The 26,467-nt window shown below is 68.6% G+C and carries 21 protein-coding genes; all 21 read right to left on the bottom strand.

Annotated features, from left to right (window positions below; translation table 11 throughout):
* Window positions 1–14 precede the first annotated feature (14 nt).
* The 21 genes from VGR67_14600 to VGR67_14700 are packed head-to-tail and all read right to left on the bottom strand — an operon-like array spanning window position 15 to window position 26,465.
* Window positions 15–1,148 (bottom strand): NAD-dependent epimerase/dehydratase family protein, encoded by a 1,134-nt coding sequence (locus tag VGR67_14600; GenBank protein HEV8337640.1) that lies wholly within the window; start codon window positions 1,146–1,148, stop codon window positions 15–17.
* Complete coding sequence (locus VGR67_14605) at window positions 1,145–2,155, bottom strand: glycosyltransferase family 2 protein (GenBank protein ID HEV8337641.1); 1,011 nt, start codon at window positions 2,153–2,155, stop codon at window positions 1,145–1,147. The genes VGR67_14600 and VGR67_14605 overlap by 4 nt, the downstream gene beginning before the upstream one ends.
* Window positions 2,152–4,350, bottom strand: a complete 2,199-nt coding sequence (locus tag VGR67_14610) for a polysaccharide biosynthesis tyrosine autokinase (protein ID HEV8337642.1) — start codon at window positions 4,348–4,350, stop codon at window positions 2,152–2,154. Before VGR67_14610 ends, VGR67_14605 begins: the two co-directional genes overlap by 4 nt.
* A gap of 28 nt (window positions 4,351–4,378) precedes the next feature.
* A complete protein-coding gene (locus VGR67_14615) occupies window positions 4,379–6,115 on the bottom strand; it encodes a sugar transferase (GenBank protein ID HEV8337643.1) in 1,737 nt (578 codons plus the stop codon).
* A complete protein-coding gene (locus VGR67_14620) occupies window positions 6,112–7,314 on the bottom strand; it encodes a glycosyltransferase family 4 protein (GenBank protein ID HEV8337644.1) in 1,203 nt (400 codons plus the stop codon). The genes VGR67_14615 and VGR67_14620 overlap by 4 nt, the downstream gene beginning before the upstream one ends.
* A complete protein-coding gene (locus tag VGR67_14625; GenBank protein ID HEV8337645.1) occupies window positions 7,311–8,795 on the bottom strand; it encodes a radical SAM protein in 1,485 nt (494 codons plus the stop codon). The genes VGR67_14620 and VGR67_14625 overlap by 4 nt, the downstream gene beginning before the upstream one ends.
* A gap of 37 nt (window positions 8,796–8,832) precedes the next feature.
* A complete protein-coding gene (locus tag VGR67_14630) occupies window positions 8,833–9,783 on the bottom strand; it encodes a glycosyltransferase (GenBank protein HEV8337646.1) in 951 nt (316 codons plus the stop codon).
* A complete protein-coding gene (locus VGR67_14635) occupies window positions 9,780–11,777 on the bottom strand; it encodes a hypothetical protein (protein HEV8337647.1) in 1,998 nt (665 codons plus the stop codon). The genes VGR67_14630 and VGR67_14635 overlap by 4 nt, the downstream gene beginning before the upstream one ends.
* Window positions 11,774–13,462, bottom strand: coding sequence for a glycosyltransferase family 39 protein (locus VGR67_14640; protein HEV8337648.1), 1,689 nt, complete (start codon window positions 13,460–13,462; stop codon window positions 11,774–11,776). The genes VGR67_14635 and VGR67_14640 overlap by 4 nt, the downstream gene beginning before the upstream one ends.
* Complete coding sequence (locus VGR67_14645; GenBank protein ID HEV8337649.1) at window positions 13,459–14,952, bottom strand: hypothetical protein; 1,494 nt, start codon at window positions 14,950–14,952, stop codon at window positions 13,459–13,461. Before VGR67_14645 ends, VGR67_14640 begins: the two co-directional genes overlap by 4 nt.
* Window positions 14,949–15,872: a glycosyltransferase gene (locus VGR67_14650; protein HEV8337650.1), complete on the bottom strand. Its 924-nt coding sequence runs from the start codon at window positions 15,870–15,872 to the stop codon at window positions 14,949–14,951. The genes VGR67_14645 and VGR67_14650 overlap by 4 nt, the downstream gene beginning before the upstream one ends.
* Window positions 15,873–15,885: 13 nt before the next feature.
* On the bottom strand, window positions 15,886–16,989 hold the full coding sequence (locus tag VGR67_14655; GenBank protein HEV8337651.1) for a radical SAM protein: 1,104 nt from the start codon (window positions 16,987–16,989) through the stop codon (window positions 15,886–15,888).
* 9 nt (window positions 16,990–16,998) lie between these two features.
* Complete coding sequence (locus VGR67_14660) at window positions 16,999–17,805, bottom strand: class I SAM-dependent methyltransferase (protein ID HEV8337652.1); 807 nt, start codon at window positions 17,803–17,805, stop codon at window positions 16,999–17,001.
* Window positions 17,802–18,722: a glycosyltransferase family A protein gene (locus VGR67_14665; protein HEV8337653.1), complete on the bottom strand. Its 921-nt coding sequence runs from the start codon at window positions 18,720–18,722 to the stop codon at window positions 17,802–17,804. Before VGR67_14665 ends, VGR67_14660 begins: the two co-directional genes overlap by 4 nt.
* Window positions 18,719–19,714, bottom strand: coding sequence for a glycosyltransferase (locus VGR67_14670; protein ID HEV8337654.1), 996 nt, complete (start codon window positions 19,712–19,714; stop codon window positions 18,719–18,721). The genes VGR67_14665 and VGR67_14670 overlap by 4 nt, the downstream gene beginning before the upstream one ends.
* Window positions 19,711–20,505, bottom strand: a complete 795-nt coding sequence (locus tag VGR67_14675; protein HEV8337655.1) for a polysaccharide deacetylase family protein — start codon at window positions 20,503–20,505, stop codon at window positions 19,711–19,713. The genes VGR67_14670 and VGR67_14675 overlap by 4 nt, the downstream gene beginning before the upstream one ends.
* Entirely contained in the window at window positions 20,498–21,457 is a 960-nt protein-coding gene (locus VGR67_14680; GenBank protein HEV8337656.1) for a glycosyltransferase, read from the bottom strand. The genes VGR67_14675 and VGR67_14680 overlap by 8 nt, the downstream gene beginning before the upstream one ends.
* A 49-nt stretch (window positions 21,458–21,506) precedes the next feature.
* On the bottom strand, window positions 21,507–23,267 hold the full coding sequence (locus tag VGR67_14685; GenBank protein HEV8337657.1) for a hypothetical protein: 1,761 nt from the start codon (window positions 23,265–23,267) through the stop codon (window positions 21,507–21,509).
* A complete protein-coding gene (locus VGR67_14690; GenBank protein ID HEV8337658.1) occupies window positions 23,264–24,772 on the bottom strand; it encodes an oligosaccharide flippase family protein in 1,509 nt (502 codons plus the stop codon). The genes VGR67_14685 and VGR67_14690 overlap by 4 nt, the downstream gene beginning before the upstream one ends.
* Window positions 24,769–25,785 carry a phosphotransferase gene (locus tag VGR67_14695; protein ID HEV8337659.1) on the bottom strand — a complete coding sequence of 339 codons (1,017 nt, stop codon included), beginning with the start codon at window positions 25,783–25,785 and terminating at the stop codon, window positions 24,769–24,771. The genes VGR67_14690 and VGR67_14695 overlap by 4 nt, the downstream gene beginning before the upstream one ends.
* A complete protein-coding gene (locus tag VGR67_14700) occupies window positions 25,782–26,465 on the bottom strand; it encodes a hypothetical protein (GenBank protein HEV8337660.1) in 684 nt (227 codons plus the stop codon). Before VGR67_14700 ends, VGR67_14695 begins: the two co-directional genes overlap by 4 nt.
* Window positions 26,466–26,467: the final 2 nt, after the last annotated feature.

Below are 26,467 nucleotides of genomic sequence, written 5' to 3' on the forward strand. Positions count from 1 at the left end.
CAATGGAATTTGCCTCATTCCTCGCTCAGCAGGCCCCGCGTCACGAGCTCCCGCTGCGCCTCGTCGAACCGGTCGACGGGCTTCTGATTGCGGGCCCAGGCCACCAGGTCGTCGTAGCCGTCTTCCAGGCTCACGCGCGGCTCGTAACCGAGACGGCGGCGGATCTTGCCGATGTCGGCGTAGCAATGCCGGATGTCGCCTTCCCGGAAGATCCCCAGGATCCGGGGCTCCGCCTGGCGGAGAGCGCCGAGGCGCTCCTGCAGCCCCGCCGCCAGCTCCCGCAAGGGGACGAGCCGTCCGGTGCCCACGTTGAAGACCTCGTGATCGGCGTCTTCGCTCTCCATCGCCAGCAGGTTCGCCTGCACTACGTCGGAGACGTGGACGAAATCCCTCCCTTGCCCGCCATCTTCGAAAATCACCGGGCTCAAGCCGTTGAGCAGACGGCTGGAGAAGATGGCGGCGACCCCGGTGTATGGATTCGACAGCGCCTGCCCGGGTCCGTAGACGTTGAAGTAACGCAGCGCGACGGCGGGAATGCCGTAGGCCCGTCCCAGGGCGAGGACCGTCTCCTCCTGGAAGCGCTTCGTGATGGCGTAGACGGAGGTCGGCGCGAGCGGCTTCCTCTCGCCCGTCGGGGCCGGCCGCAGATCCTTGCCGCAGCGCGGGCACTCCGGCTCCCACTTCCCCGCCTTCAGGCGTTCCGGCTTCCTCAGCCCCGGATCGACCGGGCCGCAGGAAGAGCAGGCGTAGCTGCCCTCGCCGTAGATCGACATCGACGAAGCCACCACGACCTTCCGCACGGGCGGGCGGCGGGCGACGATCTTCTCCATCAGCAGCGCGGTGCCGACGCAGTTCACGCGCGTGTAGTCCGCGGAGCGGTACATCGACTGCCCGACGCCCACGGAAGCGGCCTGGTGGAACACCACCTCGACCCCCTCCAAAGCGCGCTCCAGCAGGGCGCCGTCCAGGAGATCGCCGCGCGCCAGCTCGGCCGCCGCGGGAAGCCGCGGGGCGGGATCGCTCCCGTGGACCTGAGGGTCGAAGGCGTCGAGGACGCGGACGCGGTGGCCCCTCGAGAGCAGCGCCGCCACCAGATGGGAGCCGATGAAGCCCGCCCCTCCCGTGACCAGCACGAAGCGGCTCTTCACCGTTTCCTCCCGGGCGCGGCGAACGAGGCGGCGGGCGACGTCCCGGTCCCGGAGGCGATCTCGCCGCGGTCCGCCTCCATCTTCCGGAGCCGGTACTGGACGTCCTCCAGAAGCTGGCGATTCGCGGCCATGACGTCACTGACCACGCCGATCAGTCCGATGAAGACGCCGACGGCCAGCAGGGTGGTTCCGACGAGCAGCGACTGCAGGTGCCCCGCGGGTCCCGTCGAGGTGAAATAGTGATAGACGAAGCGGACCAGAATCACCAGCCCGACGCCCCCGACGATCGCCCCGAGATAGGAGAAGACTTTCAGCGGCTCGTAGAGCGCGTAGATCCGGACCATCGTGCTGGCCGATCGCTTCAGGTAGAACCAGAGGTTCGGGAAGAGCCGCGACTCCCTCAGCTTTTCGTTCACACCCACCCGGACGTGCGCCACCGCGAGGTTCTTCTTCCCCGCCTGGATGAGCGTCTCCAGCGTGTAGGTGAACCGCGAGAAGATGTTCAGGCGCAGCGCCGCCTCCCGGCTGTAGGCCCGGAAGCCACTCGTGGAGTCCATCAGCTCGATTCCCGCCATGCTCTGCATGATGCGATCGCCGAGCCGGTGCAGCAGCTTCTTCATCCGGGAGAAGTGCCCGATCGTCTGGACGTCGCGGTCTCCGACCACCAGATCGGCCCGCCCTTCCAGGATCGGCGCGATCAGCCGCTCGACGTCCCGGGCATCGTACTGATTGTCGGCGTCGGTGTTGACGATGATGTCGGCTCCCTGCTTCAGGGAGGCCTCGAGCCCCACCATGAAAGCGCGGGCCAGACCCTGGTGCGACGAGAGCACGACGACATGGTGCACTCCCAGCCGGCGGGCCGTCTCGACCGTTCCGTCGGTGCTGCCGTCGTCGATCACCAGGACCTCGATCCGATCCACGCCCGGAAGCGCCCGCGGCAAAGAGGCCAGGGTCACCGGCAAGGTCGTCTCCTCGTTCAGGCAGGGGATCTGGATGATGAGCTTCACGATCGCCTCTTCTCCGCCCGGGGCCGGCGGGCCTCCTGATCGGCCTGCGCGTCGTAGCCGTAATATAGGTACTCGGCGTACTGGTGGCCTCCCCTTTTAAGATCGACGTTGTTCATGACGAGCCCAAGGAGGTTGGCGTTCACCTCCTGCAGCTTGTCCCGGGCATGGCGCACCATGTCCCGATCCGTCGCCCCGGGCCGGTGGACGAGCAGCACCCCTTCCGCCCGCGAGGCGAGGATGATCGCGTCGGGGACGGAGATCACGACGGGGGAATCGATGAGGATCACCTCGTAGCGCGTCGTGAGTAGGTCGATGAGGTCGAACATGCGGCTCGAACCGAGGATCTCCGAAGGATTCTGGGGGATCCCGTGGCACAGGAGCAGATCGAGGTTGTCGATCCCCGACGGCTGGATCGCCTCCTCCGGCTTGCACCGGTCGCGGACCAGCTTCATCAGCCCGCGGTCTCCCTGGCGGATGAAGTAGCGCTGCAGGGCGGGACGGCGAAGATCGGCGTCGATGAGGAGCGTCCTTCGGCCGCTCTGCGCCATCACCACCGCCAGGTTGGCCGCCGTCGTCGACTTCCCTTCCCCGGCCACCGCGCTGGTGATCACGATCGTCTTCGGGACGGGCCGACCGGAGGAGAACAGGATCGACGTCCGCAGGTTCCGGTAGCACTCGGTGGCGTGCGAGCGCGGCTGCTGGATCGCCACCGGCACCGACTTCCCTTCCTCCCGCGACAGCCCCTTGGCCATCTCGACGATCGGCACGACCGTCAGAAGCGGCAGCTTCAGATGCCGGGCGACGTCCTGCGGGCTGCGCACTTTGCGATCGAGGCTGTCCATCAGCAGGACGAGGCCGACCCCCAGGACCAGGCCCAGTAGCACCGCCACGACAAGGTTGCGGATCGGCTGGGGCTCAATGGGCATCCGGGGGGGCTCGGCCCGATCGAGGATCTGGACTCCCGAGGTCTTGAGCTCGCGGGACATGCGCACCGCGTTGAGCCGCGTGAGGATGTCGGAATAGGTCTTGTCGTCCAGGTCCACCCTCTGCTGCAGCAGTGAGTACGTCACGCCGGTGCGGGAGAGGTTCCTGGCCTCCGCCTTGTGGGCTTCGACGGTCCGGGCGAGGATCCTCTCCTTGGCGACGAGCGTGTCGTATTCCGATTTCAGATCGAGAAGGTTGCCGCTGAGGACCGAGGGGGCTTCGGCCTGCGCCACCGCTTCCGGCTCGTCCAGGGATGCCAGCTCCCGTTCCAGCCTTTGGAGCCGGGCTTTGAGCGTGATGATGTCGGGATGTTGCTCGCCGTAGCGCTGGGACATCTCCTTCAGCTGCAGCTGCGAGTCGACGTATTCCTTCTGGAGGCTCGCCCGCATTTGCTTTTGGATCTCGGCGTTCAGGGAGGCCGTCGCGGAAGGGACTCCGGACGAGGCAGCCTGGGAGCGGGCCTTGCGCAGGGCTTCCATCCGCGATTCGACGCCGATGCGCTCGATGTGGGTCGCGAGATAGTCTTCGTTGATCCGGTTCAGGCCGAGGGTGGAGAAAGGATCCGCTTCGGAGGAGCCGGTGATCCTCTCCCGGTCCCGGTAGGTCAGGAGCTCGGTCTGCGACTGCTTCAGCTGGCTCTCCGCCTCGACCAGTTTCTTCTCGAGCCAGGCGATCGCCTGGTCCGCGACCTTCTGCTTCTGCAGGAGGTTGCTCGAGACGTATTCCTCGGCGATGGCGTTGGCAATCCGCGTGATGCGTTCCGGATCGCTTCCCTGGACCGCCAGACGGATGACCTGATTGTCCTCCACGGTCGTCACGGCGACGCGCAGCTGCAGGGCCTTGGCCAGATCCATCGAGCGCCTCTCGACCTCCGCTTGCGGCACCTTCCCGTAGAACCCGGCGACCATCAGCTTCTTGACCGTCGCCTGGAGCAGCGACTGGCTGGTCAGGATCGCGCCCTGCGTCTTGAGGTAGTCGCGCTCGCGGAAGCGGTCCTGCGGCAGCGGATCGAACTCCAGCAGGCGCGGCGATTCCTTGCCGCCCAGGATGCTGACCCTCGCTTCGTAGACCCGGGGCTGCAGCGCCGTGCCGATCGCCACCAGCGCCGTGAGCGCTCCGGCGAAGCCCAGCACCACCCACTTACGCCGCCAGATGGCGAGGAAGTATTCGCGGAGATCGAATTCTTGCTCTTGTCGGATCTCTTCAGCCATGCCCCACCCTTCTCAATCCAGCGTTATCTTAGAAAGAACCGAGCCCGCGGAGGACGACCACGAACGTCTTCCCGAGGATCTTCATGTCGACCAGGGTCGAGCGCTCCCGGACGTACTCGATGTCGAGGCGAATCCAATCGTGAAACGACGTCTTGCTCCTGCCGCTCACCTGCCACAGCCCGGTCACGCCCGGCCGGACCTTGAGCCGCGCGTCGCGCCAGGCATTGCAGAACTTCATCTCGCGGGCGGCGAGGGGACGCGGTCCCACCAGGCTCATCTCCCCTTTCAGGACGTTCCAGAGCTGCGGAACCTCGTCGATGCTGTAGCGTCGCAGGAGCCGCCCCAGGGCGGTGGAGCGCGGGTCGTTCTCGATCTTGAACACCGGCCCGTCCACCTCGCTCAGCGGCCTGAGCTGCGCCTGCATCTTCTCGGCGTCCTTCACCATCGTGCGGAACTTCACCATCCAGAACTCGCCGCCGCTGCGCCCGCATCGGCGCTGCCGGAAGAAGACCGGGCCGGGACTCGAGAGCTTGATCGCCACGGCGGTCACCAGGATCAACGGCAGCAGGAGGATGAGCCCCGCCGCCGAGAGGACCATGTCGAGCGCCCGCTTGAGCCCCCTATAGAGCATGTAGCGCACCTTGCTGTGGGCGTAGTGCCCGGCGGTCGCCGCGACCCCGCGAATGAGGATGTCGGTGTCGGCCAGGTCGATGTCCCCGACGTCCAGCCCCTCCGGGATGGCGACCACGCCGCGCAGCGCCTGTCCCGGCGAGATCACCGTATCGGCGGCCAGGACGCATCCCTCGACGCGGGAATTCCGCTCGATGCGCGCCCCGGGCATCATCAGGCTTTCACGCATCAGGCTGCCCTCCTCGACGACGCACCCGTCGCCGATGCAGGCCGGCCCGATGATCTGGGCCTGGGGTCCGATGACGCAGTCGCGTCCGATCATGACGGGGCCCAGCAGTGTCGCCATCTGCGACACCTGCGTGCCGCGCCCGACCCAGATCCCTTCCGCGATCTGGCCTTCGAACCGGAAGCCGTTCACGTCGCCCCGGAGGACGGCCCGGTTGATCCTCAGATAATCCTCCAGCTCGAGGATGTTGCGGGCGTAGCCGCGCAGCTCGCAGGCCTGGATGACGCGCCCCTCGTCGCGCAGCCGCGGGAGGAGCTGCTCCTTGATGTCGAAATAGACTCCCGGATCGATGGAAGAAAGAACCGACGGGTCGAACACGTAGACCCCCGCGGGGACGCGCGCCAGCTGGTTGCTGTCGGAGAGGTTGCGGATGCGGATCCCCCGGACCTGCGAATCGTCGTCCAGCTGCAGCTCGAGGTGGTGCCAATCCCTCGACCCCTCGGCGTAGGGACGCACCGCCAGCGTCGCGGCCGCTCCCTTGCGCACGTGGAAATCGCCCAGCTCCTTGAGATCGGCGTCCAGGAACAGGCTTCCATGAATCACCAGGAAGGGCTCGTTGCCGATGAAGTCGGCCAGCGACAGGAGGCATCCCGCGGTGCCGCGCGGGTTCGGCTCCTCCGAATAGGTGAGGCGCAGCCCGAGCTTGCGCCCGTCGCCCAGGGTCTGCTGGTAGATCTCGGGGCTGCCGCTGAGCGCCAGGGCGACTTCCCGGATGCCATGGCGCCGGACGAGCTGCAGGAGGTATTCCACCATCGGCCGGTTCGCGACGGGAAGCAGGGGCTTGGGGACGGTGCGAACCAGCGGCACCAGATGGGTGTCCTGCCCGCCCGCGAGAATGATCGCTCTCATCGCCGCGCCTCTCCCAGCGCCACGCTGGCCGGCGCCGTCTCCTCCGGCGCCCCTTGCGCCGGCGCCCCGTAGACGCCTTCCACTTCCCGCACCATCCTCTCCAGGGAGAACCGGCTCTCCGCCGCCGCGCGGGCCGCCCGCCCCATCCGGCGCATCGCTTGCCGGTCCGCCACGATCCCCTCCAGCGCCGCTCCCAGGGCTCCCACGTCCCCGGGCGGCACGAGACGCCCGGTGACGCCCGCCTCCAAGATTTCCGGAATCCCGCCGACGGACGTCGACACCGCCGGCAGGCCGGATGCCATGGCCTCCATCAGCGTCACGGGAGTGTTGTCGGCGAGAGTCGGGAGCACGAAGAGATCGCCCCGCCGATATTCCTCCGGCATGCCCTCCCGCGAGACCCGGCCCGCCAGATCCACTCCCGCCGCCCCCCGGGCCGCCTCGGGAGCTTCACCGACGATCCGCAGGCGCACGGACGGGTGCCGGCGCCGGAGGGCGTCGAAAGCCTGCAGGAGCTCGCCGATCCCTTTCGTGGCGTCGTTCGGCCCGGCGACGTAGAGCAGCGTGATCGGCCCGGTTCCGGACTCCTGGGCCGGAGTGAAGCGGCCCACGTCGACGCCGTTGTAGATCTGGTGGACCTTCTTGGCGCCCAGGAAGGAGCGGCGCAGCAGATCGGCGAGCCAGCGCGACGGAACCACCAGCTCCAGAGGCGAGAAGGCGAACACCGCTTCTTTCGCCAGCTTGTTGAGGATCGACAATCCGGGCCAGGCGGTGCAGAAAAGGCAGAAGTGTTTCATCCCCTCGCAGGAAGGGGGCTCCGGCACCGAGCGGACGCACAGCGGCCACTGGTCGTGCAGGGTCCAGACGCTGCGGTGGCGCCGGGAAAGCAGCAGCGAGGCGAGGGAGAAGCTGCGGCGCTGGACGATGTGGAAGTGCACCACCTCGGGACGGAGCGCTCCCAGGACGCCGCGCAGCTGCCCGATGACGGAAGGATTCCAGTAGAGGTGCCAGGAATGGCGCTCCGGCTCGGCGGGGAGCTGCAGGGAGATCACCCGCAGCGCTCCGGCCCGGCCTTCCGACTCCCGGTCGGATCCATGGACGAACGTCACCTCGTGACGGCGGGAGAGCGCCAGCGCCGACTCCCAGGCGATCACGCCCGCGCCGCTGTAGGGGTAATGTCCGCAGAGAATCGCGATCCTCACGCCTGCTCCTGACTCCGAAAGGGGGTGCCGATGGGCCGCGGGAAGCCGGTCGCCGCGTAGCGGCTCAAAAAGGCCAGAAACTGCCGCCAGTTCTCCTTGACGTCGTAGACGTTGCGAATTTTGAACAGCCGCTTCACGATCCGCCGCGGCGTCAGGTAGTGCTCGATGTAGATCCGGTTCATGGCGTTGCGCAGCTCTTCGGTGGAGAGATCGCACCACGAACGGCCCGAGACGCCGTCGAAGTCGTGCCAGTCGGCCACCTGGTGCTTCACCTTCTCGTAGAAGGGGGTCCCCGGGATGGGGGTCATGAGGCTCACCTGGATGTCGTCCGGCTCGGTCTTCTTGATGAAGTCGAGCGTCTCCTTCATCGTCTCGCGGGTCTCTCCCGGCGCCCCCAGGGAATAGGTGCAGTGGACCCGGATTCCGGCCTCCTTGGCCCAGCGAATCGTGTCCTCGACCTCCTGGAGCGTGATCTCCTTGTCGATCGCGTCGTCCAGGAGCCTCTGCGAGCCGCTTTCCACCCCGAGCAGGATCTTCGTGCAGCCCGCTTTCCGCATCAGCCGGAACAGCTCGGGCGTCGTCTGGTCGGCGCGGAAGTTCGCGATCCAGCCGATCTTGACGCCCCGGTCGAGGATTTCCCGGCAAAGCTCTTCGACCCGCCGCACCGTGATGTTCACCGTGTCGTCATGGAAGAAGACTTCCCGCGCCCCGTACCGGCTCTGCAGCTCGAGAATCTCGTCGACCACCTTGCCGGCGCTGCGGAAGCGGACCTTGTTGTTGAACATCACCGGGACCCAGAGACAAAAGGTGCAGCGGAACGGGCAGCCGCGGCTCGCCATGACCATGAAGCAGGGATCTTGCGTGCGCAGGCCGACGATGTAACGCTCGGCCGGCACCAGGTCGCGATCGGGCCACGGAAGCTCGTCCAGGTCCTTGATCAGGGGCCGGTCGGCGTTCTCGACCACCTCGCCGCCGCGCTTCCAGGTCACCCCTTCGACGCGGGAGAGGTCGGCCCCCCGCCCCAGAGCGTCGGCGATGTCGGGGACCGCGACTTCGAATTCGCCGCGCACCGCCGCGTCCACGAACGGCTCCGCCACCAACTCCCGGTGGAAGACGGTGACGTGCGTGTCGACCAGGACGGTGACCGCGCCCACCGATTCCTTGGCCAGGCGGGCCATGAGGAGATCGGTGTGAATCGTGGGCGTGGACGTGGCGATCACGACCATGTCGGGCCGGATCTCCCGGAAGCGCTCGACCGTCCCCTCGATGCCGAGATCCTCGGCGATCGAGTCGATGTAGTGGACCGAGTAGCCGCGCTTCTTGAGCAGCGCGCCGCACTGCGCGAGCCAGAAGGGATAGGCGTGCGGCACCTGCTTCGTCAGTTTCCGGGGAAGCCGGTGCGGCCACCGGTCCCCGCTGCGGATCATCACCGCGTCGATCCGATCGTCGGGCCCGTTCAACAGCAGAATCCTCTCGATCACGTCGCTCACCTCATCGGGTAATGAAAAGCTCGCACGTTCACGTCCAGGCCTCTTGCCGCGGCGGGGGAACCCGACCCGCGGCACGCTTCATCCAGTAATAAAGGTAGCCGGCACCCAGGAGCGCGCGCCGCTCCTGGGCGAAGCTGCGTCCGGGCTTTCCCAGCAAGCGCCATCCGGCCGCCGCCAGGAAGCACAAGGGGCTTCCCGCCAGGAAGACCAGACAGTTCAAGGCCACCTGGACGGCGCTTTCCGTTCCATGGGCCGCCCGCGTGTAGCCGGAGAAGAAGAGCCTCTCGCGGAAGAACTTCCGGGTCAGCCGGCTGGCGGGCGCGAGGTGGCGCACCACGATCGTCGGCAGGTACTGCAGCCGCCGCCCGCGCGAGCGCGCCCGGACGAAGAACTCGGTGTCGCCCCCGCCCATCAGGGAGTCCCCCTTCCGATCCAGGTCCAGCCGGAAGAGCCCGAGCTCCTGGAAGAGGGACTTGCGGAATGCGACGTTCGTTCCGTACAGCCAGGGAGGCGAGGTCACCTCCAGCGGCTGCGGGCCGTAGTCGAGGTGAATCAGGTAGCGCAGGAGGACGTCGGAGAACCAGGCGGGGCGGGGAATCTCCCATATCAGCTCCACCCTCCCTCCCAGGATGGGGGCGTCGTGTAGCTCGAACCCGGCCAGGATCGACGCGGCCCAATCGTACCGGGCCCGCGCGTCGTCGTCCAGAAACGCGACCAGGTCGCCGGCCGCCTCCCGGATGCCGCGGTTCCGCGCTGCATCGAGCCCCAGCTCCGGCTCCAGGACGTACCGCGGGGCGATGCGGCCGCGCGCCTGGCAGCGCGCCACGACCGCCGAGGTATCGTCGGCGGAGGCGTTGTCCACCACGATCACTTCGAAGCGCTCGCGGGAGAGCGACTGCTCCTCGAGGCTTTCGAGCGCGCCCGCCAGCAATCCGGCGCGATTGTGGGTGCAGATCAGGATCGTCAGGTCGACGCTCATCGTCCCTCCGCGAGAAGATCGACGAGGGTGGAGGTGCGCCGGACCGGATCGTAGCGGTAGACCAGCGCCGGGCGATCCGCGTACAGCGCCGCCAGTCCCCGATCGGCCTGGGTGCCGAGGTCGCGCGCGTACACCACGCCCGTCCTGAAATCGAGAGGGTTCCGCAGCAGGTCTCCCGGAGGCATCCGGCCGCTCCCGGTCCGCAGGAAGACGAGCGCCGAGGAGAGGCCCGATTCGGAAACCGAGCGGTAGAGATCGCGGTTGTGCGCCGTCTTGTCCCGGTAGTGGGCCGCGAGCAAAGGCACCGAGCCGCAAAGGCAGAGCGCGACGCCGGCGCCCAAGAGGAGCGCCACGGCCCGGCGGGCCCCGGCCGCGGTAAGGCGCGGCGCCAGGATTTCCGGGGCGCGGATCCAGCCGGCCGTCATCAGGAGCGCCAGATAGAGGAAGCCGTCGTAGTAGTAGCGAGGGCCGTATTCGTTGCTCCCCTTGTTCTGGAAGATCAGGTAGCCGGCGGCGAGCAGCAGGAGTGAGACGGCGGCGAGCGCCAGGATCGGCTGCTCCCGGAAGAAGGACCGCATCGACCTCCCCTTGCCGAGAAAATAGAGGCCGGCGACCGACCCCGGGATCGTCCAAAGGGCCAGCTTCACGAGCCACCAGAGGGTGACGGAGAGGTTGTCGGCGCCCAGCCTGGCGCGGATGTCGCTCGCGTCATAGGCCGCGTAGCCGGAAGTCCAGGGCGATCCGAACAGAACCTGGTTGTATGCCGCCAGCAGGACGAGGACCAAGCCGATCGGCAGCAGGAGCGCTCCCAGCCGGCTCCACTCCCCGCGCCGCGCCCATCGCGCCCCGAGCCAAACGAGAAACGGAAGCGTCAGCGCCGCGGCGGCCGCCGGCCGCATGCTCAGGGCGGCCCCGGTGGCCGCGCCGGCGGCCAGGGCCCATCCGGCCCCCGCCCCATCCTCGAGGCGCAGGACGGCGAGCAGGAAGAGGGCGATGCAGAACAGCGTCGCCGGGTGGTTGAAATAGGAAGCCGCGTTGAACAGGAAGAACGGAGTCAGCAGCATCATTCCCGCGACCGCCGGCTCTCCCGCCGCTCCGAGAAGGCGCCGCCCGATCCGCCCCGCGAGAATCAGGGTGAGCGCCGAGAGGATCGGATTGACGATCCAGGGCGACCCGACCGACGCACCGACGGCGAGCAGCAAGGCCCAGCCCGGAAACGCCTTCGCGAAGAACCTGCCTTTCTCGGCGTCGAGGATCATGCTGCGCGCGTGGAAGAACTCGGGACGCGGCGGGGCCGGAACCCACAGCCGGCCGGTCGAGAAGATCCTCGCCTGCGTGACGTAGGAGCTCTCGTCGGAAGATCCGGGAAAATCGGCGAGGACCCCGAAGCCGATGGCCAGCGCCAAGCCGAGCGCCAGACCGGCGATCCATGCTTCCCGGCGGGCGGCCGGCATCGCCATCCACCGGCGGGCGGCCCGCCCGACGATCTCCGACGCTTGCCGCTCCAGGGAGCCCGCCGGGCGAGCCAGCAGCCGCGGCAGCCAGGCCAGGAAAAGCAGGAACAGCCCGCCGACCAGGCCGATGTCCGCCAGGCCCCTCAGGCGGTACACCAGGCTCTCCTCCAACCCCCCGGGAGGCGCGAACCAGCGCCGGCCCAGCGGCAATGCCGCGGCGGCCGTCGCCAGAAGAATCACCCCGCCGAGAGCCGCGGAGAGCCGGGCGCTGCGCAAGGCCGCGAGCGCCAGGAGCGCGCCGGCCGCGCCCGCCGCCCCGACCACCATCCGCAGCAGATTCAGCTTTCCCGCGGGATCGTCCAGAAGATAAGCGAGTGTGTCGAAGCGCGCGACGATCGCCTCCAGCCGGAGCGCGAGGATCCCGCAAAGGGCTCCGCCAGCCGCCAGGGCCGCGGCCAAGCCGTAGCGGGCCCCGAGGCCGCCCGGAGCGGGGAGACCGGCTGGCGCGGCGGAGAGGATGGGTCGGGAGGCTGTCCTCATCCGCGGTTCCTCCGGTAGAGCGAGACGGTGGACCCGTCCGGCTCCTGGAAGACGCCGATCCGGGTGAACTCCGCCTGCCGGGACTCGAAGTACCGAGTCATCGCGGGGACCACCGCTTCCCAGGGAGGCACGGCGTTCTCGCCCGTCTTAGTGAGCAGATAGTCGTACTCCTCGAAGCTCTGGTAGAAATCTCGCCGATCGAAGGGATCGAGTCCGACCTCCATCGCCACGTGACGCTTCATCCGGTTCACCAGCTGCACCACCGTGACCGGCAGATCGCGCCGGGCGACGTAATAGGCGACGGTCGGCCCATTCACCCGCCGCATGTCAGGAATCACGCCGAGCTTCCAGGCCGTCCGCCCGTCGCCCGAAAGGGGCGCGAGATCGCTCCGGAGACGGCGGGCGATCTCGTCGATCCGCCAGTTCCCTTCCGACTCCGGCTTCCACCCTCCCCCGAGCCCGGCCGTCGGGAGCGTCACGAGCAGGAGGGCGCCCGCCGCGGCGCTCCACTTCTTCGGCCCGCTCCGCCGGCGCCACAGCTCGACGATTCCCCGGGCCCCGAGGAGAACCAGGACCGGGAGCCAGGGCAGGAGGTAGCGGGACTGCTTGTTCGCCACCGCGAACGTGAAGAGAATGTAGACGCTGGCGGCCCACAGAGCCAGGAAGACTCCCGCGCCGCGCGCCTCCCGCCGCCTCCACGGGAACAGGATGAGCCCGCCAAGGACCGAGAGCGTCAAGGGCCAGCCCATCAGCCTCCTCGGAAGCGCTTCCAAGTGGAAGGCGAGCGAGGCGAAGGAGAAGGGCGAGGCGAAGCCGTCCGCGGCCCCGCCGGCATGGACCACGGTCTTGCGGACCAGGATGGGGAGAATGGGGGCGTAGTACGGGGCCATCACCGCCGCGGCCGCGCCGATCGCCCATCCGAGATTCATCCAGCGCTCCCGGCGCGACTGACCGTCGTGCGCCTCCCGCAACCCGGCGAGCAGCGCCATCATCACGGGGGCCGCCAGGAAGAGGAAAAAGCTCCACTTGGCGAGCATCCCCGCCCCGCACAGGGCCCCGAACGCGAGGCTTCGCCCGCGAGCCGAAAACCGGCCGGTCGACAGGAGAAGCCATACGGAAGCGATCACCAACGCCGTCAAGGGAAGGTCGAGCATGTATTCTCCGGCGTTCGATCGAATCCCCGGCGCCGCCAGCAGGAGCAGTCCGGCCAGCACTCCGGCGGGCCTACCGAACAAGCGGTTCCCCAGCCCCCACACCGAGACGATCAGCAGCGCCAGGAAGAGCAGGTTCGTGACCATCGCCGTCTCGTAGGATCTTCCGCCGACCAGGTAGAGCAGCGCCGTGACACCCGGCACCAAAGGAGGGTAATAACCGGAAGGCGTCAGCAGCGGATAGCGTTCCGAGCCGCCCAGGATCGATCGGAGCGCCCCCCCGGTCACGGCGGAGGGATCCCGGAGGATCCGCTCGAAGACGACGCTGTCGCGCAGGTGGACCGCTTGATCCCACCCGGGAGGCGTGCCGCTTTCCCTCAGGCGGGGGGCGAGCGCCGCGGAGAAAAGGACGATCCCCGCCAGCAGGATCGCGCCTTCCCGCCAGATCGCCGGAACTTTCCAGAAGGCTCTGGCAGGAAGCGCCGCCGGCCGCGCGGCCTGCACCAGCGCCGGGAAGGTGGATCGCGCCCTCATGAGCGATCTCCCTGCCGCGCGACGGAGGGCGGCTCCAGGCGCGGGCGGTAGATCACGTAGCCGTCCACGATCCCCTCGGGGCGATAGGCGCGGCCGATCGCCGCGAGGGTCGTGTCGGCCCAATAGGTCTCCCCCTGATAGTGGCTCGGATGCTCCACGGGGGAGCGCAGGACGATGACCCCGAAATCGCGCTCGAGAATCCGCCGGTTCAGCGGCTCCGCGTCCCACCGTCCGCGGCGCTGCATGTAGGCGAAAGCGAAGGGATCCATCATGGTCAGAGGCTTGCCGCACTTCAGCGCGACGTTTTCATCCTCGATCAGCACGTCGCCCGGAGCCGCGGCCGCCAGCCGAATCACTTCCCGGTTCGACTGGTAGGCGTACTCCCCCATGCGCGCCGTGGCCCCGATCGATCCCGCCAGGAGGATCCCGAAGACCCCGGCCGCGAGGAGCGCTTCCTTCTCTTCCAGCCGCCGGGCGGTCCCTTCGAGCAGCGAGGTCAGGGAGACACCCGTGAGGATGAGCGTGGCCGCCAGCGGCTCCATGAAGTAGTAGAAATCGCTCCCCAGCTTGGCGGAGGCGGCGGCGCTCACCGCCAGCGCCACGGCCAGATAGCACACGGGGAGACGGAGCGTCCGGTCCCACCGCAGGAGCCGGGGCAGCAGCCGCGCCGAGAGGATCAGCGGCAGGGCCGCCATGGCCAGGAATGCAGAGAGTCCTCCCAAAGGCCGGCTGACGAAGCTCAAGGGCGACGCCCCGGGAACCTCCAGAAGATTGACGCGCGCCAATCCGCCGGTGGCGCGGGACAGGAAGAACAGGATGGCGGCGCAGGGAGCCGCGACCGCGGCGAAGAAGAGCAAGGCCCTGGCGGGCTTCCCGGAGACCAGCAGGAAAAGCACGATCGCCGCGGCGGCGCCGAGGGCCGTCTGCTTGGTGAACGCGGCCGCCACGAGCGGCAGCGCCGCGAGCATGCCCAAAGGCGATCCGGACCAGCGCTCGAACCACGCCAGGCCCGCCAGCGAGAGCGCCAGCGCCGGAACGTCCGAGCGGGAGGAGTAGGCGACGGGGAGAATCAGCGGTGAGGCGAGGAAAAGGCCGGCCGCGATCCAGGCCGCCGGTCGCGCCGCGCCGTGCCGGCGGGAGAGCCAGGCGACGAGTCCCGCACAGGCGAGCGCCGACAGCAGGGAGACCAGCCGGCCCGCCAGGTACGCCCCTTCCACTCCGGAGCCGGTGATCCGCGCCAGGAACCCCAGCACCGCGTAAAGCAGAGGTCCGTACATCGCCGTGACGTAGGGGCCCTTGTGAACGTCCAGGTAGAGCGGCTCGCCGTGGGCCACTCTCAGCGCCGCGGCCACGACCGCCCCTTCGGGCTGGGAGGTGTCGCGCGGATTGAACAGCCCGAACGCGGCGGTGATCAGGAAGAAGAGAATCGCCGCGGCCACCATCCCGGCCAGGGCTTTCGCCAGGGGAATGGCGAGGAGCTTCTCCCTCATGCCCTTCTCCTTTCCAGGCGCGCCGACAGGGCCTCGGCGTCCTCCCGGCTCAGCAGATAGCGCAGGCTTCCCTTGAAAAGGGCCGTCAGGTACAGCGCCTGCTCCTCGATCGCGCGGCGGTCCCGGCGCGCCGCCCCCCGCAGCAGATGGACCGTCCGCACCCCGACGCGCTGGATGAGCCGCCACCCGCTGAGCAGGTCCCCCGAGCACAGGTACTTGGTGAAGTAGGCGCCCGCGCCGATCCCGTAGGCTTGCGACAGCCGGCGGTTCGCCGAGGGGCTCCGCCAGGAGCGATGCCAGACCACCGCGGCGGGGGCGTAGACGATCTTCAGGCCCGAGCGGAGCAGGCGGTGCACCATGTCCATGTCCTCGGCGCTCTCGAACTCGGCGCCCGGGCCGAAACGGACGTCGTACTCTCCCGCCTTGCGAAGCGCCTCGGCCGTCGCGCCGAAGTTGCCTCCTCCTCCAACCCGCCACGGGTGGGTCCGGCGGGAGAACACGGGAATCTCCTGGGGAGCGTAGGTCGCGGACGTCTCCTCGCCGTGCGGAGCGGCCGGCTCGGCCAGCGTCTTCCCCACCACGGCGGCGGCGCCGCCGCGCAGCGGGGCGGTCAGCGCCTCGAGCCATCCCGGATCGACCCGGCAGTCGTCGTCGGTGAAGGCGATCAGGGGCGCCGTGCAGTCGGCGATCCCCTGGTTCTTGGCGCGCGACAGCCCCTCCCCCTTGCCCCGGAGATAGCGGACCGGAATCCTTCCCCCCTGGTGGACGCAGACGACCTTCCGGCTCGACTCGTCACGGCTCTGATCGACCACCACCACCTCCGCCGGGCCGGGCGAGCAGGCCAGGATCGAACGAAGGCAGCCGTCGAGCAGCTCGCCGCGATCGCGCGTGCAGATCAGAACCGAGACGTCCAGGGTCATCTCCGGATTCACCTCAATGGGACCAGAGCCCGCAGCAGCGGGAGCAATAGGGAAAGAGGCCGTCTTCCCGCATGGCCCGCCGGAACGAGCGGTAAAGATCGTTGTTCCAGATTTCCCGGAACCGCTGCCGTTTCACGTTGCCCATGATCAGGTCGGGACGATCGGAGCAGGGGGTCACTTCCCCGCTCGGCAGGATTTCCGACTCGAGCCAGGGAACGAAGCAGCGCGTCTTCCCGAAGGACTCCTCCGGGCGGCGGTAGTAAGCGTCCACCTGCCCGGGGTGGAGATCGGGAAGGAACCGGAGCTTCATCGCCGAGTCCTTGAGGGACATCTGCCGCATCTGCTCGGCGATCCGCTCCGTGTCGAGGACCGACACGTCCATGACGAAGCCGCGCCAGGAGGCGGCGTGCGCGTCGAACTTCTCGCGGAAGTAGGCCTCGTTGGCCCGCCCGATCTGCTCCGTGGTGAACCAGAGCTGGGAGAGGATCATCTGATCGGCCCCCATCCCCTCCACGACGTCCCGCGTCTCCAGGAGGTTCTTCTGGTTCCCCGGCGAGATCGTCGTATTCACGATGATCTCCGGCTTCCTCCCGGCTCCGTTCCTCGCCTCCCGGATTGCCGCGACGCCGTCGGCGATCTTCTGGAAGGATCCCTGCATTCCGCGAATCGAGTCGTGGATCTCGCGGGGGCCGTCGACCGAGACCATGACGGCGTCGACGCCGAGGTCGACGAGGCGCCGGGCCTCGCGCGGCAGATAGGTGCCGTTCGTGTTGATGCTGCAATACAGCCCCTTCGACTTCACGTGCTCCACGAACGCCATCAGATCGCGATGCAGGAACGGCTCCCCGCCCCACAGGAAGACGCCGGTCCCGTCCTCCGCGACGTCGTCGATGACGCTCCGCAGGCTGGCGAGATCGAGCTGCTGAACCTCGTGCTCCCGGGACATCTCGTGGAAAAGTCCCTGCTCGCCCCACTGCCAGCACATGGTGCAGCGGAGATTGCACCGATAGGTCATCATGAAGGTGAGCAGGCGCGGGGCGTTCCAGCGGTCGGGCATGAATCCGGGCGCCGCCCGAAGCAGGAATTCCTTGAGCTGCGATCCCAGGCCGTAAGACATTTCAGATCCTCACTTTCGCGGACTCACGACCGCCAGGTAGTTGATGGCGAGGTGCGAGTCGAGATCGTTCAGCGAGCGGGCCCATCCGAGCCCCGCGCCGGCGGCGGCGCGGATCGCGGCCCGTCCGGCCATCGACAGAAGATTGGTTCCGAGGTAGACCCCTTTCAAGGGCAGGGCGAGAATGCCGCCCGCCTTTCCGTGCTCGCGCCTCAAGTGGCGCTCGATCCCCATCGCCAGGGCGGCGTTGGCGAGCTGGGGAATCAGGTGCAGGTAGCCCCCGGTCTCTTCCACCCTGGCCTCCCCAATCTCCGACAGCGCCTCCTCCAGCTCCCTTCGGCTCCAGCGGTGGAGGCGCTGCTCCCGCGGGTAGGGCCAGATGCCGATCGTGGTCAGGACGATTCGTCCTCCCCGCCGGGTGACCCGGGCGAACTCCGCCAGGGCCGCGCGAAAATCGGGCATGAGATAGAAGGCCTGGGTGCAGAGAAGGAGGTCGAAGCTGTCGGATAGGAAAGGAAGGCGCAGGCCGTCGGCGCGCGCGCTCATTCCCCGGTAAGACTCCAGGTCGACGCCGACGTAGCGCGAGAACTTGCCGCTGAAGAATTCGCGGTAAGGCATGTACTTGCATCCGACGTCCAGAACCTCCATCTTGCCGCCGCCGTTCAAGGCGGACGCCTCGCGCGCCAGCCCCGCGGCGATCGCGCGGAGCATCAGGTAGTCGTACTGCCAGGGCCGCGGGTGCGAGATTCGGCGCACCACCCGCCGCGCCTCGCGGTCGGCGGCGCGCTCTCGTCCGGTCGGGTTCGCGCTCTCGCTCAACGCCCTTCTCCCGGCATGGCGCCGTTCCCCCGGCCCGCGACACCCGGGGCGCCCCGGAGGAACCCCTTCAGGAGTCCCGAGGCGAAGGCGGTGGAGGCGCGAAAGTCGTAGGGCCGTCCCAGAAGCACGGCTCCGCCTGCATCGCGCCCGGCCGACCAGAGGCTCCGGGCCATCCTGCTCAGCATGTGCAGATCGCGCCGCGCGAGGTGCTTCCGGTAGAACGCTCCTTGACCGAGGCCATACCCGAGGTAAAGACCCACCTGCTCGCGCTCCCCTCTCCACGACCGGTGCACGACGACCATCGCCGGCAGATACCGGATGGGAATTCCCGCTTTCAGCAGCCGGTACCCCAAGTCGTTGTCCTCCGCGGCCGGCGCGGGAGTGCCGGGCCCCAGCGCTTCGTCAAAAGGGCCGACGCGCCGCAGGATCTCGGCCGGAATGGCCATGTTGTTGCCGAACAGGACGTCCCTCGAAGCCGGCTGCCGATAGATCCGCTCCGCCGCGTCGTCCCTCAACGAGGGGGCCGCCGCGGCCGTCTCGCCTTCCGTCTCCCCGGCCAGGACGCGGCCGGTGAGGACCAACCGTTCTCCCTGTTCCAGGGCGACCGCCATCACTTCCAGCCAGTCGGGGGCAACCCGGCAATCATCGTCGGTGAAGGCCAGGAGGCTCCCCCTCGCCAACGAGATCCCGACGTTCAGCGCCGCGCTCTTGCCGCGCCGCGGGCACAGGACGTGGCGTACGCGCGGCCCGCCGTCGGAGTCGTTGAGCGCCGGAGGCGGGACGGGAGCGCGGCTCTGATCCAGGACCAGCACTTCCGCGTCCTGGAACGTGGAGGCGCGCAGGCACCTCAGGCAATCCTCCAGGAGCTCGGGGCGATCGGCCGTGGCGATGAGGACGGAGATTCGCGGCGCCGTCATGCGGCCCTCCCTTCCCCGACGCTCCGGCGGACGGGGGCGGCGGCGCGCCGCGCATCCCGAATCCCCTTCCAATAGCGGCGCTCTCCGAGCAGCGACTGGACGTGACCGAGAGCCCGCCCCCGCGCTCCGGCGCGCTCCATCCCGGCCATCGCCAGCTCGGCGGCGGCCCAGGCGGGGGCCGTGAAATCGACCGCCAAGAGAGAGGACCAGCGGGCGAAGCGCTTGAGGGGATGGGGCTCGCGCCGGGAGAGCCGGAGATCGGCGGCAAGCGCCCGGTGCTTCCGCTGCAGGTCCACGTCGGCCCGGCCGACCGAGTAACAATCTTCCAGCCAGCGCCCGAAAGTCTTGTCGTAGACCTGGCCGACCGCGACCCGGCCGAGGTAGCTCATCTCCGCCTCCATGCCGATCAGGCGCCACCCGAGCTCGTAATCCTCGTTCCCGAACTTCACGAAGCTCTCGTCGAATCCCCCGGCGCGCAGGAACAGGCTCTTCGAGATCGAGGCGTGCCCGAAATGACAGTCGTCGAAGCGGAATCGGTATCCCGGGCTCGAGAGGCGCGCGTCGATTTCCGCCCCCCACGATTCGACGCCGTCCTTCAGGAAGGACCTCCGGACGGCCGGCGCCAGACCAAGACCTCCGAAGACGACCCGCTCCCCGGGGCGGGCGTGGGCCTCGAGGTGGCCGGAGACGAGGTTGGGCGGCGCGATCATGTCGTCGTCGAGGAAAAGAACGATCTCCCCGCGTCCCTCGCGGGCGCCGCGGTTCCGGGCGGCGGCAAGACCGCGGTTTTCCTGGGTGACGAAGCGCAACCTGCCTTCCCCCTGTATCTCCCGCAGCATCTCCACCGTCCCGTCGCGCGAGCCGTCGACCACCACGACGATTTCGTAGGGGATCGACGCCGGCTCCTGGCTCAGGAGCGGCGGCAGCGTCCCCGCCAAGAGCCGGCGCCGGTTGTAGGTCGGCACGACGATCGAGACGCGGGGCGAGCTCATGCCACCGCCTCCTGGCCCGCCGGCGGCCGCGCCCCGCGCAGCTGCGCAATCCGCCATCGCGCCCATTCGCGCGCTCCGAAGCCGGTCCGACACTTGAAGCCGAACGACCAGCGGGTCTCGTGGCACGTCACCAGGGTCCGCCGCAGGAGGAGAGGATCGGTCCCGCGGGCGTTGCCGCCCCGCAGGTCCGAGCAGCCCGCCTGGTAACCCGCCGCCGCGACCCAGCGCAGGGCGCGCTCGTCGTACAGCCCGTGGGGATACGAGAAGAAGCGCATCGGCCGGCCGAGGCGCTCTTCGAGAATCCGCTTGGAGCCCCGGATCTCCTCTTCCAGCTCCTGATCGGAGAGATCCGGGAGGAACCGGTGCGTCCGCGCGTGCGAGCCGATTTCCATCCCCGCCGCGGCGAGGGCGGCCGCCTCGCTCCAGTTCATCAGGGGACGCGGCCGATCGCCGTGGCGCGCGTCCCAGGAATTGGTCTGCCCCACCCGGTCGGCGACCAGAAAGATCGTCGCCGGGAAGCGGAACCGGCGCAGGATCGGGGCGGCATGCTCCAGGAAATCGCGGTATCCGTCGTCGAAGGTGATCGCCACCTCGCGCTCTGAGCTCGGACGCTCCCCCCGGACGGTCGCCACGACCTCGCCGAGCGGCACGATCCGGTAACCCTCGTCGAAGAGGTACTGCATCTGGGATTCGAACTGCTCGGGGGTGACCCCCCAGGCGCGCAGCCTCTCCCCCGGATCGCCGCTCACCCAGTGGTACATCAGGACCTTCGGGCCCGTGGTTCTATCCATGCGGGATCTCCTTCGGAGCGAAAGCGCGCCGCTCCGATCCGTCCCCTCTCGCGAAAACCCACGCCACGGCGCCCCGCCCCAGCCCGGCCAGGTAGGCGCGGCCGGTTCGGACCGCGGTGCGATCGCGCCGCAGGATCCCTCCCAGGGCCCGCCGGCCCTGGGAGGCGACGACCTCCAGCGCGATCCCCAGCGGGAAAAAATCGCCTTGCGCCGCCATCTTGAGCGCCCAGGCCGCGATGCCGTGCCCGTATTCGAATTCCACCGCCGTCTGGCTTTCATCGTCCCGCCACCCGAGATGGAAGACGACCACGTCGGGGTCGTAAAGGATCGCGCCGCCGGACTTGAGAACCCGGTGGATGAAGTCGGTGTCGTCGGCCCCCCGAAAGCGCCCTCCGGGCCCCAGATCGGGATCGAACATTCCAAACCTCGCCGCCCACGATTTCCGGATCGAGAGGTTCAGTCCGCCGCCCACGACGCTCGGATCGACCTTCCGCCGGAAAAGACGCGCCTCGGGCGGATGCCACGTGGTCGCCGCGAGAATCCTCCGTCCGGGCGTCCGGGCGGGGTCGGGAAGCGAGCCGCCGGTGACCGCCGCGACGTCCGGATGCCGCTCGAACGCCTCCGCCACGCGGCCGACCCAGTCGGCAGGCACGAGACAGTCGTCGTCGGTGAAGGCGACGATCTCCCCCCGCGCCTCCCCCAGGGCCGCGTTCCGGGCGCGGCTCAATCCCCGCGTCGGCGTGGCGAGACGGCGAAGGCCGGGAAGGTGAAGCGCCGCTTGCTCCGCGATCCGAGCCGACGCGTCTCCGTCGCTCTGATCGACGATCAGAATCTCGAGCGGCGCGGGTCGCAGGCCTCCCAGGCTCTCGAGACAGCGGCTCAAGAGCGCGGGGCGGTTGCGGGTGCAGACCGCCACCGAAATCGTCGCGGCTCGATCTCCTCCGGCCGTCATGCCTCTCCTCGTCGCCGGCGGGCCGCCGCCGGACGGGCGCCGGTCGCGCTCACGGCTTCCCCCGCGACGGATTCTGCCGGGCGAGCGCGTGCCCGGGCTCGCCGCCGGGGCCCGCGACCCTGAAGATCTTCACTCCGTCCTGGGCGTAGACGCGCTGCAGGAACGGGGCGCCTTCCGGATCGTAGGGGCCGAGCTTCTTCTCCTCCGGCCCGTAGAAAACGTACCGGACGTCGAAACGCCGCAGGAGCTCGAGGCGCGCCTCGTCGCTCTGCGACGTCGCGTAAAAGCTGTGCACCTGGGCGATCCGATCCTCATATCCCGCGGTCAGCTTGTCTTCGCCCAAAAAGACCCTTTGCCCCGAGAGTCTCGGAACGTAGTTCCCGGTGACGTAGGCGGCGAAGATCACGGAATCCCGCGGCACCTGGCGGCTCATCCAGGCCATCGCGTCCACCTCGGAGCCGGGGAGGTAGACGGGCGAGGCGATCCGCTTCGCTTCCTCGCGATAGGAGAGAAAGAGATTCAAGGCGCTCAGGCAGGCAAGGACCGCGATCAACGACATCGCCGCCGCCAGCTGCGGACGCAAGAGGAGCGCACGGAGCTTGCCGGCCGATCGTCTCCAGCCTCTCCGCTTGATCTGGAGTCGGAGGAAGAGAGTGCGGCGCAGTCCCTGAGTCGCGAGGACCGAGAGCGGAATCTGGATTCCGTTCAGGAGGTGCCACCGCCAGTTGATGGAGGGGACATACGCCAGGAACAGGACCACCAGGAGCCAGCCTTTCGCCATCCGCTCCCCCGACGGGCGATCGACGCGCAGGAAGCCCTCGAAGGTCAGGACCGTGATGAAGAAGGTCACCCCGAGGCTCATGATCAGGCGGAACGGATCCGGAGTGTAGAAAGTGAGGCGGCGCACGACGTCGCCCCACATCGGCTCGCGCGACAGAATCCAGTAGTTCAGCGCCATGAAAGGCAGAGGGATGCCGGCCACGAGCGCCGCGCACTTCCACCGGTTCATCGAGGGTGATGCTCCCCTCCCGAGCCATTCCAGGAGCAGGTAGGCGACCGCGATCGGGATCGCCGCCACGGCCTCGAACGCGTGGCTGAACGCCAGGATGGCGAGGCACGCGCCGCCCGCAATCGCCGGACCGAAGCTCCGGACGCGCTCCGACTTGAGCTGCAGCGCCAGCGAGGCCGTCAGCAGCGCCGCCGCGAACACGAAGTGCGGGTACACCAGCATGGCGTGGAAGAGGTTCACCTCGACGAGCCAGGAGGTGATGGGCCGGAGATCGATCCCGCCGAAGCGCAGGAGCAGCCTCGACAGCCACAGCAATCCGCCGCCGAGACAGGCGAGCACCAGCGCGAAGCGCCGGTAGCGCGGGCGCCGGACACCGGCGGCGATGAAGGAGTAGATCGACAGGACCAGGAGCACGATCGACACCGCCATGAACCCACGGTGCGTGAAATCGAGGCTCCATCCGGTGATCCGGGAGATCCCCCCGAGTCCCAGGTAGAGGACGTTGAACAGGATGGGACGGTTCGGCTCGGGGGTGAAGTTGTTGGTAAAGAGAGTCCGGCCTTCCGCCGCCTGCCGCATCAGCCCGAGATAGACGTTGTTGTCGTCGATGGCGGTGGAGCCGATCAAGCCCATGAACCTCTCGGAATCGTTCGAGCGGCGAAACGCGTCGGAGAAGGGAATCCACACGAGGGCGAGCAGCAGCGCCGAGAGCGCCAGCGGAAACCACCACTCGGAGAGCCGGACGCGTCCCGAGATCGGACGATCGGGGTGCCGGCGCGGCGGAATAGCCCGGAACTTCATCGGAAGACCTCCGCCCAGACCTTGCCCGCCAGGCGCCGCTCCTCACGGAAAGTGCCGCTGAGCGCGTAGACGAGCGCGAACCCCGCCAGACAGGCCGCGCCGCGCAGCAGGAGGAGCGGCAGCGACGGGTCCGGAAGCAGTCTCCGCCAGGCGGCCATGAGCAGCACCACGGGCATTCCCGAAAGCAGCGGCCAGGCCACCGAGCGCAGGAGAAACGTGCGCGGCGCCAGTCCGACGTAGGGGCAAGCGCGGCGGATCACGAGCCAGAGGTCGACCGTCAGGATCGCCACGAGCGTCGCCGCGGCGGCGCCCACGAGGCCGAACGCCGGCGTAAGCACCAGCAACAGGCCCAGATTGAGGACGTAGCGGAAGGCTTCCGCCTGGATCAGCCATTTCACGAGGCCCGACCCGAACAGCAGCGTCGTCGCCGCAAGCGAAGCGGCCGACCCGAGATAGGCGATCGCCAGGACGGCGAGCACCGGGACGCTGTCCTGGAATCCCTCGCCGACCCACAGTCGCAGCAGGGAGCTCCCGTCGATCAGCAACAGCGTCACCAGGGGCAACCCCAGCGCCAGGTTCAGCCGCGTGCCGACCTCCAGGAGGCGGGCCGAATCCTCGCGCCTCCCCTGGGCCTCCATCCTGGAGGCGAGGGGGAACAGGACGCCGGAAACCGGCTGGAGTCCCTTCGAGACGAAAGAGGCGAGCGTCAAGCCGACTCCGAACGCCGCCACCGCGGCCGGGCCGGCCAGGAGGCCGAGGAACAGGAGATCGGCGTTGTCGAACAGCGTCCGGAGACTCTCGTAACCGAACGAGAGGACGGAGAAGATCGACACTCCCGGCGCCAGGCCGCTCCATTCCGGCCCTCCCATGAGGTGGATTCCCGGCGCGATCTTCCGCAGAGCGGCCGCCCGCGCGGCATGTCCGAGGAGGGAGGAGGCGAGCTGGACGGCCCCGAGCGCCACCAGGCCGAACCCCGCGCCCAGCAGGGCGGCGGTCGCGACGAGACGGAAGAGCGCGGCGGCGACCTCGATTCCATTCAGGAGCTGGAAGCGTTGGAGTCCGGCCATGACGCTGCGCGTCACGCCGAAGGGGAACGAGATCAGGAAGTTGACGGCAATCATGACGAGCAGCACCCGCGCCTCGCCCTGGCGCGCCGCGGGAACCCGGAAGCGGTCCAACGCGGTGAAGCTGAGAAGCAGCAGAGCGGCGCAGGCGAGGAGGCCGACGCAGAAGTAGATCCGGAAGATCGTCCCCACCTCGCGGCTGGCCTCGGCGAGCCGTCCCGTTCCGGCCCGTGAGGCCACGGACCGGACTCCGGCCGCGCCGCTGCCGGCGTTCAGGAACCCGAGGTAGCTCCCGATCGCCGAGGTCAAAACCCAGATTCCGTAGTCGCCCGCCCCGAGATGCCGGATCACCAGAGGCGTCAACAGGAGCAGGACCGCCCCGTTGACGGCCGCTCCGGCATATCCGGAGCCGATGTTGCGCGCGACGCGGCCGAGGCTCATCGTGCCGTCCATTCTCCCGCGAGGACTTCCGCGGGCGTCTCGAGGATCTTTCTCACGCCGGCGCGGGCCCGCGCGAAACTCCCCGTCTCGTCCCGCTCGAGGTAGCGGAACTTCTTCAGGCAGTATCCGGCCCACGACAGGGTGAGCAGGGGGGGAAGCAGCTGGCGCGGGAATCCCATCCGGCGGAAGTACTGTCCCAAAGCCATGCGGAGCTCCCGGGCCAGCGGGTCGTCGCCGTTGAGAAGCCGCTCGAGCGCACCGAAGGGATCGACTTCTCCCTTTCCCTCGGTCCGGAAGATGACCCACAGGCAAAGGTCCAGCAGGTCGTACGTGGGGACCGAGATCTCGTCGCAGAGCTCCCAGTCGATGACGCCGTAACCGTCGGAGTGCTCGAGGATGTTCTCACCGCAGAAATCGCCGTGGGCCAGCACCGAAGGAAATCGCTTGCCGAAGCCGTCCCAGACGGTCCGGGCGGCGGTCTCCAGCAGTGCCCGGGACCTGCCGGTGCGATCCAGCTTGCTGCTGAACTCCTCCGTCCAGACCGGGACGAGAGCCGAAGCCTCTCCCAAAGTGGCCCTTCCCAGCGCGGCGCTCCAATCGGACGACCAGGAAAGGACGCGCGACAGTCGCGGATTCAGGCGCGAGCCGGGGAGGATCCAGGAGGCGATCTTCTCCCCCCGCAGCGCCGATTGAAGCAGGAAGCGGCGCCCGGCCACCTCGCGGAAGAGGAGGGGACGCGGAAACGTCCCGTCGGGCACGCGGCCGTTCAGGGCGCTGACCGACTGGAGGCCCCGATACTCGCGCTCGAGGTAGTGAGCTCCCGCCGGATCGAATCCCACCTTGCCCACCGCCGACGGGAACTTGTCCCGAGGAAGGAAGAAGAAATAGACGGACTGGTCCGCGTAGTTCTTGTCGCCATGGGGACGATGTACCAGCATGACCGAGATTTCCTCCGGCTCGGCCAACCCGTCGGCGGCGATTCCTCGATAGGCTTCCGACAAGGCCTCGATCATTTCCCTCTCCTGGCGACGACGATGAGGTTCGGAAGCGACTCGCGATGAATCCCGAGGGCCCAGAGCGTCTGGAGTCCGAGGACGAGGATCCGATGCCTTAGCGTCCGGACGTCCAAGGTCAGCCCGAGGAAATACCGAAAGGGCTCGGGCCGGTCCAGCGGCACCAGAATCTGGGGGGCCTGGAGCGAGGGATGGGCGTAGTAGGTGTCGATTCTCTCGAAATTCTCGCGCCGGGCGCGCCATAAAGCGGCGCGCGCCGACCATCCCACCCAGGGGCGGCCCTGCATCACGATCACCCATCGGCCTCCGGGGGCCAGGAGGGCGCCGACCTTCGCTCGACGCCACGGATTCCGTCTCCGGCTCCAGTCCTCGAGAATCAGGTCGAAGGATTCGCGGTGCGCCGCGCCGGGGACCGGCGGATCCCACTCGACCCGGACTCCGTTCTGCGCGAGCGACTCGAAAAGCTCGACCGATTCCGGGTTCAGCGCCAGCGCGCGCTGGCCTTGCCAGGGAGAGAGCAGGCTTCGCCAAAGCGGGCTGGTGCCCTCGCGCTGCGGGATGATCTCGGGAGCTTCCGACGTCGCCCCCGGGACGCCGGGCCGGTGGATCTCCGGCGCGGGGATTCCCGGTTCGGATCCCGCGACGGCCGATGCGTCGGCCGTGATCGGTTCGATACTCATGC

This window comes from Candidatus Polarisedimenticolia bacterium (assembly GCA_036004685.1).
Taxonomy (GTDB): domain Bacteria; phylum Acidobacteriota; class Polarisedimenticolia; order Gp22-AA2; family AA152; genus DASYRE01.

Excerpts from the sequence above, each read along its gene's own strand:
- VGR67_14610 (HEV8337642.1), bottom strand. The coding sequence starts at position 4,350 with ATGGCTGAAGAGATCCGACAAGAGCAAGAATTCGATCTCCGCGAATAC.
- VGR67_14615 (HEV8337643.1), bottom strand. The coding sequence starts at position 6,115 with ATGAGAGCGATCATTCTCGCGGGCGGGCAGGACACCCATCTGGTGCCG.
- VGR67_14630 (HEV8337646.1), bottom strand. The coding sequence starts at position 9,783 with ATGAGCGTCGACCTGACGATCCTGATCTGCACCCACAATCGCGCCGGA.
- VGR67_14635 (HEV8337647.1), bottom strand. The coding sequence starts at position 11,777 with ATGAGGACAGCCTCCCGACCCATCCTCTCCGCCGCGCCAGCCGGTCTC.
- VGR67_14640 (HEV8337648.1), bottom strand. The coding sequence starts at position 13,462 with ATGAGGGCGCGATCCACCTTCCCGGCGCTGGTGCAGGCCGCGCGGCCG.
- VGR67_14645 (HEV8337649.1), bottom strand. The coding sequence starts at position 14,952 with ATGAGGGAGAAGCTCCTCGCCATTCCCCTGGCGAAAGCCCTGGCCGGG.
- VGR67_14650 (HEV8337650.1), bottom strand. The coding sequence starts at position 15,872 with ATGACCCTGGACGTCTCGGTTCTGATCTGCACGCGCGATCGCGGCGAG.
- VGR67_14655 (HEV8337651.1), bottom strand. The coding sequence starts at position 16,989 with ATGTCTTACGGCCTGGGATCGCAGCTCAAGGAATTCCTGCTTCGGGCG.
- VGR67_14665 (HEV8337653.1), bottom strand. The coding sequence starts at position 18,722 with ATGACGGCGCCGCGAATCTCCGTCCTCATCGCCACGGCCGATCGCCCC.
- VGR67_14670 (HEV8337654.1), bottom strand. The coding sequence starts at position 19,714 with ATGAGCTCGCCCCGCGTCTCGATCGTCGTGCCGACCTACAACCGGCGC.
- VGR67_14675 (HEV8337655.1), bottom strand. The coding sequence starts at position 20,505 with ATGGATAGAACCACGGGCCCGAAGGTCCTGATGTACCACTGGGTGAGC.
- VGR67_14680 (HEV8337656.1), bottom strand. The coding sequence starts at position 21,457 with ATGACGGCCGGAGGAGATCGAGCCGCGACGATTTCGGTGGCGGTCTGC.
- VGR67_14685 (HEV8337657.1), bottom strand. The coding sequence starts at position 23,267 with ATGAAGTTCCGGGCTATTCCGCCGCGCCGGCACCCCGATCGTCCGATC.
- VGR67_14690 (HEV8337658.1), bottom strand. The coding sequence starts at position 24,772 with ATGAGCCTCGGCCGCGTCGCGCGCAACATCGGCTCCGGATATGCCGGA.
- VGR67_14695 (HEV8337659.1), bottom strand. The coding sequence starts at position 25,785 with ATGATCGAGGCCTTGTCGGAAGCCTATCGAGGAATCGCCGCCGACGGG.
- VGR67_14700 (HEV8337660.1), bottom strand. The coding sequence starts at position 26,465 with ATGAGTATCGAACCGATCACGGCCGACGCATCGGCCGTCGCGGGATCC.